This is a genomic window from Bacillus cereus group sp. BfR-BA-01379 (assembly GCF_022663605.1).
GTDB classification, from domain to species: Bacteria; Bacillota; Bacilli; order Bacillales; family Bacillaceae_G; genus Bacillus_A; species Bacillus_A mobilis.
This window is the reverse complement of sequence record NZ_JAKUFT010000198.1, coordinates 1-480: the sequence shown is the minus strand read 5'-3', so window position 1 is coordinate 480 and position 480 is coordinate 1. Positions and strand designations below refer to the sequence as shown.

Genomic DNA, 480 nt, shown 5'->3' with positions numbered 1-480 from the left:
CAAGTGAAGAAAGAAAACGTAGGAAATATCGTGTCACCGCAAGTGAAGAAAGAAAATGTAGGGAATATTGTGTCGCCGCAAGTAAAGAAAGAGAACGTAGGAAATATCGTGTCACCGCAAGTAAAGAAAGAAAATGTAGGGAATATCGTATCGCCGCAAGTGAAGAAAGAAAATGTAGGGAATATCGTGTCACCGCAAGTGAAGAAAGAAAATGTAGGAAATATAGTATCACCAAATGTATCGAAAGAAAATGTAGTTATTCCACAAGTTATACCGCCAAATATTCAAGTGCCAAATATCATGCCGATCATGGACAATATCCAACCACCAAATATGATGCCAATCATGGATAACAATCAACCACCAAATATGATGCCAATCATGGATAACAATCAACCACCAAATATGATGCCAATCATGGATAACAATCAACCACCAAACATCATGCCAATTATGGATAATAACCCAATACCAAACATG

The 480-nt window shown here is 37.3% G+C and carries 1 pseudogene; it reads left to right on the top strand.

Going from position 1 to position 480, the window contains the following annotated elements:
- A pseudogene (locus MR113_RS27435) lies at positions 1-480 on the top strand (peptigoglycan-binding protein LysM); the annotation flags it as partial.